7 protein-coding genes are annotated in these 6492 nt (G+C 61.0%); 4 read left to right on the top strand and 3 right to left on the bottom strand.

Going from position 1 to position 6492, the window contains the following annotated elements:
- Positions 1-436: 436 nt before the first annotated feature.
- The gene (locus CWM52_RS11800) at positions 437-1018 is read right to left on the bottom strand and encodes a flavin reductase family protein (protein WP_100684285.1); all 582 of its coding nucleotides are present in this window, start codon (positions 1016-1018) and stop codon (positions 437-439) included.
- Between the two features lie 211 nt (positions 1019-1229).
- Here CWM52_RS11800 and CWM52_RS11795 point away from each other — a divergent pair, with 211 nt between their 5' ends.
- From CWM52_RS11795 to nhoA, 4 genes are all read left to right on the top strand, one after another.
- Positions 1230-1934, top strand: a complete 705-nt coding sequence (locus CWM52_RS11795; protein WP_165785386.1) for an ABC transporter ATP-binding protein — start codon at positions 1230-1232, stop codon at positions 1932-1934.
- Positions 1931-2899, top strand: a complete 969-nt coding sequence (locus CWM52_RS11790) for an ABC transporter substrate-binding protein (RefSeq protein ID WP_100684283.1) — start codon at positions 1931-1933, stop codon at positions 2897-2899. Before CWM52_RS11795 ends, CWM52_RS11790 begins: the two co-directional genes overlap by 4 nt.
- A 155-nt stretch (positions 2900-3054) precedes the next feature.
- The gene (locus CWM52_RS11785) at positions 3055-4710 is read left to right on the top strand and encodes an ABC transporter permease (protein WP_100684282.1); all 1656 of its coding nucleotides are present in this window, start codon (positions 3055-3057) and stop codon (positions 4708-4710) included.
- A gap of 76 nt (positions 4711-4786) precedes the next feature.
- Complete coding sequence (gene nhoA, locus CWM52_RS11780; protein ID WP_100684281.1) at positions 4787-5632, top strand: N-hydroxyarylamine O-acetyltransferase; 846 nt, start codon at positions 4787-4789, stop codon at positions 5630-5632.
- A 78-nt stretch (positions 5633-5710) separates the two neighbouring features.
- Here nhoA and CWM52_RS11775 read toward each other — a convergent pair whose 3' ends face one another.
- Positions 5711-6121: a tautomerase family protein gene (locus tag CWM52_RS11775; RefSeq protein WP_100684280.1), complete on the bottom strand. Its 411-nt coding sequence runs from the start codon at positions 6119-6121 to the stop codon at positions 5711-5713.
- A gap of 10 nt (positions 6122-6131) precedes the next feature.
- Complete coding sequence (locus CWM52_RS11770) at positions 6132-6446, bottom strand: carboxymuconolactone decarboxylase family protein (RefSeq protein WP_100684279.1); 315 nt, start codon at positions 6444-6446, stop codon at positions 6132-6134.
- Between the last annotated feature and the right edge of the window lie 46 nt (positions 6447-6492).

The following is a 6492-nucleotide window of genomic DNA, read 5'->3' as shown; positions in this document are numbered from 1 at the left end:
GCTGACGCCTTACCCGGCCTACCGGCCGGGCTAGCGGTGGCTGCGGGTTTGCTTGGGTAATGGGCCCTTGTGCTGGCCTGGACGGCGTGCCGGTATTTTTGCCGGGTGGCGGCTGACGCCTTACCCGGCCTACCGGTTGGGCTAGCGGTGGCTGCGGGTTTGCTTGCGTAATGGGTAATGGGCCCTTGTGCTGGCCTCGACGGTGTGCCGGTATTTTGCCGGGTGGCGGCTGACGCCTTACCCGGCCTACCGGTCGGGCTAGCGGTGGCTGCGGATTTGCTTGCGCGATGGTCCTGACGAGTGAGGGCGTTGATGTTATGCGCCGATCGCGTAGGCCCGCGCCAGCGAAGCGCCGCCGGGCTATTTCCCTGAAACGCACTGTGCAGTCAGCCATCCGGGCAGGCCGTGAAATCCTGCCGCTACCGGCTTGCGGGCTTTACTCTTCCAGAGTATTGGCGCGCACGTGGCGGCCGCTGGCGACAAAGTTGCCGGTGCCGAGATGATGCAGCGTATTGAGCTTATCGTCGTCGAACTGCCAGCGCCCGGTAACGAAAACGCGCTCATCGGCGGCGGCGGAAACCACCTCGCCAAACAGCGTATCGTACTGCTCCTGAGCTGCCGTTGGCGGCAACAGTCGGCACTCCATCCACGCCAGGCACTTCTCTTCAATCAGCGGTAGTCCCAGCTCCGGTCCCTGCACGACGGGAATGCCGTAAGCGTTAAATTTATCCTCATCGCGTCCGCTGATGCTGCCGACCGCGTAGGTCCAGCTGGCGGCCTCGACACCGGGTACGACGATACCGAAAGTGCCGTTGCGCTCAATGATTTCCCGTGTCCAGGCGCTCTTATCCACCACGATGGCGAGCCGGGGCGGCGCAAACTCGACCGGCATCGACCACGCGGCGGCCATGACGTTACGGCGCTGCGAAGCGGCATCGTAGCTGGTTATCAGAATGGTCGGCCCATGATTGAGCAGGCGGCTGGCGTACTGGAGTTCAACATGGCGAAAACGGCTCATAAGCGTTCCTTGGTAAATGGGTCTGGTGCCAGACAACACGTTAATCCGCAATGAAAATGTAATCAATACGTCATACAGGCTCCCTATAGTCGGCACCACTAAATCCCAAAGAGGATAACAATATGTTAGCTCTCCTGTCTTTATCACAGGTGAGTGCGGCCCGTCGGCTGTTGACGGCGGGCGGAGCAACGCTTTCCCGGCAGGGAGGGCGATAATGCGCGCGCTTACCGGCATCAAACTCGACGGCGTTTCGTTCGCCTTCGGCACTCATACCGTTCTGAATCAGATAGACCTGCATATCGATGCTGGCAGCATCGTGGCGCTGCTGGGGCCGTCTGGCTGCGGCAAAAGCACCCTGCTGCGCCTGCTGGCGGGGCTCAGCGTCCCGGCTGGCGGCGAAATACGCTTTGGCGATCGTCTGGTGGCGAAACCCGGCTGGGGCATGCCGCCGGAGCAGCGTGACATCGGCATGGTTTTTCAGGATTACGCCCTGTGGCCGCATATGACGGCGGCGCAGAATGTCGCCTTTCCTCTGCGTATGCGCGGCGTAGCGCGCGATGCCCGACAGCAGCGGGTGAATGACGCGCTGGCGATGGTTGGCCTGAGCGGCTTTGCCGATCGTAAACCTTCCGGCCTTTCCGGCGGCCAGCAGCAGCGCGTGGCGTTGGCTCGCGCTATCGTCGCCGAACCCCGCGTGCTGTTATTTGACGAACCGCTCTCCAACCTCGATAGCGAACTGCACGAATCGCTGTGCGTGGAGATGAGCCGTCTGCTGCGTCAACTGGGGATCACCGCGGTGTATGTGACTCACGACCGCCGCGAAGCCGAACTGTTGGCCGACCGAATTGTTCATTTATCTGCCGGCACTATTGCCGCCGTTCGTACCATCACTTCATCCTCCGGGGAACTCGCATGAAAACCGTTATGACCGTTAAGAAAGGAGCTGTGCTCGCGATGTTGTTGTCTGCCACCATGATGTCCAGCGCCCACGCGCTGACCGTGTATACCGCTGGACCGGGTTCGCTGGCGAAAAGTCTCGCCAGCGGCTATGAGAAGAAAACCGGGGTGAAGGTCAATATTTTCCAGGCCACGACCGGCAAAGTGATGGCCCGTCTTGATGCGGAGCAGGCCAACCCGCAGGCGGATGTGCTGATCTCCGCCTCCTGGGATACCGCGGAAGATTTGCATCAACGCGGCTGGCTGCTGCCGTATCAAAGCGCCAATGCCGATAAGGTCCCGGCGAACCTGAAATCGGCGGATTACGTGGCGCAGGGTATATCGGCACTGGGGATCGTCTGGAACAGCAAAAGTGGCACCCCGGAGCCGAAAGAGTGGCGCGACCTGACCGAAGCGGCGTTTAAAGATAAGGTCACCACGCCAGATCCGGCGCTCTCCGGCGCATCGCTGGATTTGCTGATCGGGTTGCAAAATGGCATGGGCGACAAGGCCTGGGCACTGTTCGACGATCTGAAAAAGAACGGCATGGTGGTCAGCGGGCCGAATGCGCAGGCGGTGACGCCGGTGATGCAGGGGGCGAAAGCGGCGGTGTTTGGCGCGGTGGACTATGTCTCTTACGGCAATATCGACCAGGGTGAATCCCTGAAGGTGATTTTCCCCGCCAGCGGCACGGTGATTGCCCCGCGACCGATGATGATCCTCAAAACCACGGCGCATGCTGACGATGCCAAAGCCTTCGTGGACTACGTGCTGTCGCCGGAGGGCCAGGCGCTGGTCGCCGGGGCGTGGCTGATGCCTGCGCGTAGCGATATCCCGGCCAAACGCCCGCTGCTCAAAGAACTGAAAATCCTGCCGACCACCAGCGATGGCAAGAGCGAACGCAGCGCGGTGCTTTCCCGCTTTAATACGCTTTTCGCCCAGTAAACCAACTTTTCCCGGGTTGCGAAAGTTTGCTCGGGCACATTACCCGGAGGCGGCGCTGGCGCGCCTGTCCGGGCTACTGGACCGCAGATGGCTGTGAACCTGTAGCCCGGCTAAGCGCAGCGCGAGCCGGGTAAGATCGTATCCAGGAAAATACCGTGAAACAGAAACTGATTTCCGGCGTCACCCTGACGGTGCTGCTGGTGCTGGTGGCGTTACCGCTTTTATTCATCGTGTTACAGGCGATTTTCCCCCATTTTAGCGCCGGTTCCCTGAGCGAAGCGTTGACCGGCGTACCGACGCTGTTAGCCGATCCTCAGCTCCTGCCGATGCTCGGCGGCACCCTGTGGGTCGCCGGCGGCGTGGCGCTGATGTGCGTGGTTATCGGCCTGCCGCTGGGGGTGCTGCGCGGTCTGTTTAATGTTCCGCTGCCGCGCCTGTGGGATCTGCTGTTCCTGATCCCGTTTCTCACGCCGCCCTATATCGCGGCGCTGTCGTGGATGCTGGTGCTGCAAAGCAACGGCTATCTGCAACAGCTAACCGGCTGGGATCTGAACGATCTGCTGTTCAGCCGCAGCGGCATCGTGCTGGTGATGACCTTTAATATTTTCCCGGTGGTCTATTTTGCCGTCTCCCGCAGCCTGCTGGCGAGCGGCCAGCGGCTGGCGATCGTCGCGCGCGTTCACGGCGCCAGCGCCTGGCGGGCCTTCTGGCATATTACGCTGCCGATGCTTTCTCCGGCGCTGGCGGCAGGGATGCTGCTGGCGTTTACCCTGGCGATTGAGGAGTTTGGCGTCCCGGCGGCGCTGGGCACGCGGGCCGGGCTGGTGATGCTGACCGTCGGTATCGAGAAAAAGCTGGCCGACTGGCCCATCGATCTGCCCGGCGCGTCGTTGCTGTCGCTGCTGCTGATTGCGGTGGCGCTGCTGGCCTGGTGGTTGCAAAAGCGATTGGTGGGGGATAAAGAGATCACCAGCGTGACCGGCAAGCCGGGAGAAAATTGTGGGGCGGAGCTGGGGTGGCTGGCGTTGCCCGCGGTTCTGCTGATGCTGGGCATCGGAGGCGTCGCGGTGCTGCTGCCGGGGGCGGCGATGGTTCTGACCGGCCTGATGGGCACCTTATCAGGCGGCATTCATGCCGATAATTTTACCTTCCGCCATTTTGCCGCGCTGTTTGCCCGGCAGGGGGATGCGCTGTCGGCGCTGGGCACCAGCCTTTCTCTGGCGCTGGCCTCGGCGCTGATCGTCGGTCTGTTGGGGCTGGTCGTCGCGTGGCTGGTGCTGGTGCAGAAAATCAAAGGCCGCGGGATCGTCGATGCGCTGTCGCTGGTGCCAGCGGCGCTGCCGGGCGTGGTCGTCGGCGTCGGGCTGATTCTGCTGTGGAACCAGCCGTTCTGGCCGGTTTCGCCCTATAACAGCGGATGGATGCTGCTGCTGTCTTATTGTTGCCTGTTGCTGCCGTGGCCGGTGCGCTATGTTGGCAGCGCCCTGCGTCAGTTGGGCACGAATCTCGAACCGGCGGCGCGAGTGCACGGCGCGTCGCCGCTGCAGGCGCTGCGTCTGATTGTGCTGCCGCTGGTCTTTCCGGCGCTGCTGGCGGCGATGCTGATGGTGTTTGCCATCGCTTCGCGCGAGCTGGTGACGTCGCTGCTGCTGGCTCCGGCGGGGACGCAAACCGTGGCGGTATTTATCTGGCGTCAGTTTGAGCAGGGGTCGATAGGCGAGGGCATGGCGATGGCCTCGCTGACGCTGTTGACCGGCCTGGCGTTGATGCTCGGCGCGCTGGCCTTGATGCAGCGCGGCGCGCGCGGATAAATGCGATCGCACAAAATAGCTGGTCAGGCGGGAAAAACAGGCTATAAATGTCGGACACCGATTGCTGGAGGCATTGATGAGTCAATTTTTAAGCGCTTATTTTTCTCGTCTGGGCTGGACGGGAACCCCTGAGGTATCGCTTAGCACCCTGCGCGAACTGCATATTCACCACAATGGCGCGATCCCGTTTGAAAATCTGGATGTGCTGTTGCCCAGAGAGATCCATCTCGACGATCGGACGCTGGAAGAGAAGCTGATTCATGGCCGTCGCGGTGGTTATTGCTTTGAGCAAAACGGGCTGCTGGAGCGGGCGCTGCGCGAGCTGGGTTTTGATGTCCGCAGCCTGCTGGGCCGCGTGGTGCTGGCGAATCCACCGCAGATGCCGCCGCGAACCCATCGCCTGCTGCTGGTCGAGGTTGAAGGCGAGCGCTGGATTGCCGATGTCGGCTTCGGCGGCCAGACCCTGACCGCGCCCATCCGCCTGCTGGCGGATGCGGAACAGTCAACTCCGCACGGCGTCTATCGGCTGATTTGTGAAGGCGATGAATGGACGTTGCAGTACAGCCATCACGGCCACTGGCAGTCGATGTACCTTTTCGACCTCGGGCGCCAGTATGCCGCTGACTATGTGATGGGGAATTTCTGGTCGGCGCACTGGCCGCAGTCGCATTTCCGCCACCATCTGCTGATGTGCCGTCATCTGCCGGACGGCGGAAAAATGACGTTAACCAACTTCCACTTCACCCATTGGGATAACGCCCATGTGGTCGAGAAGGTTGATTTACCGGATGTTCCGGCGCTGTATGAAGCGCTGCAAACCCGCTTCGGTCTTGGCGTCGATGATACCAAATATGGCTTTACCGAAGCCGAACTCGCAGCGGTCATGGCGGCGTTTGATACCCATCCGGAGGCGGGGAAGTAGTCAATCATTGCCAGGGCGGGGGGGTGAAGCCTGTCTCCGGCCCCTCGCTGAACTCAGCCTCCGTTATCCGCACGTTGCTCACAGCGGCGGCGGAATATCCGTTAAGCTGAACATTTTCCCGCAGCCGAATGACCAGTCCTCCGCCGCGGTAAATGCAATGACCACCATGATGTTGTGCGGGCTGATCCCCAACGACTGTTCAAGTCTGGCGACTAAATGTTGATAAAAAGCCTGTTTCTGATGAGGGCTGCGCGCTTTACCGGCCGTTATCTGAAACAGCAGATAATCGTCGCTGCGCCCGCCCTCTGCGCCGCAGAGGTAGTCAGGGTCAAACACGCGCTGTCGCGGGCTGTAGCAGTCAAAAAGCTGAAAACAGTCGCCTGTCGGGACCGAAAAATGATCGACAAGCGCCTGCTGCAAATCGATGGAGATTTGAGCGTGCCATTGCCCGAAGCGCGCCTCAGATATGGCAATGTGGGTTACCGGCATAAATGTCTCCTCATTCGGTATCGGGCTGGCTAAACACATTCAGTGCCGACACCGCCGCAGGCCATCCGGCGTAAAACGACAGATGGGTAAAAAGCTCGGTGATTTCGCTCTCCGTTACGCCGTTAGCGCGGGCAAATTTCAGGTGCCAGGCAAGCTGTTCCGGGCGATACATCGCGACCAGCGCGCTGAGAGTGATGAGGCTTCTGTCGCGCGGCGACAGCGCCGGGCGCTGCCAGATATCGCCAAACAGGACCTCTTCACTCAGTGATGCCAGCTTTGGCGCCAGCGCCGCCAGGTTTTCTCGTGTCAGATTAACTTTGTCCATTTTCAACCTCATAGGTGGGATGTCAGGGAGACGATATCCGGTTATG

Origin of the sequence: Raoultella sp. T31, from assembly GCF_002806725.1 — a bacterium.
In the GTDB taxonomy this organism is placed as follows: Bacteria; Pseudomonadota; Gammaproteobacteria; order Enterobacterales; family Enterobacteriaceae; genus Klebsiella; species Klebsiella electrica.
This window is presented reverse-complemented; position numbering and strand designations above follow the sequence as displayed.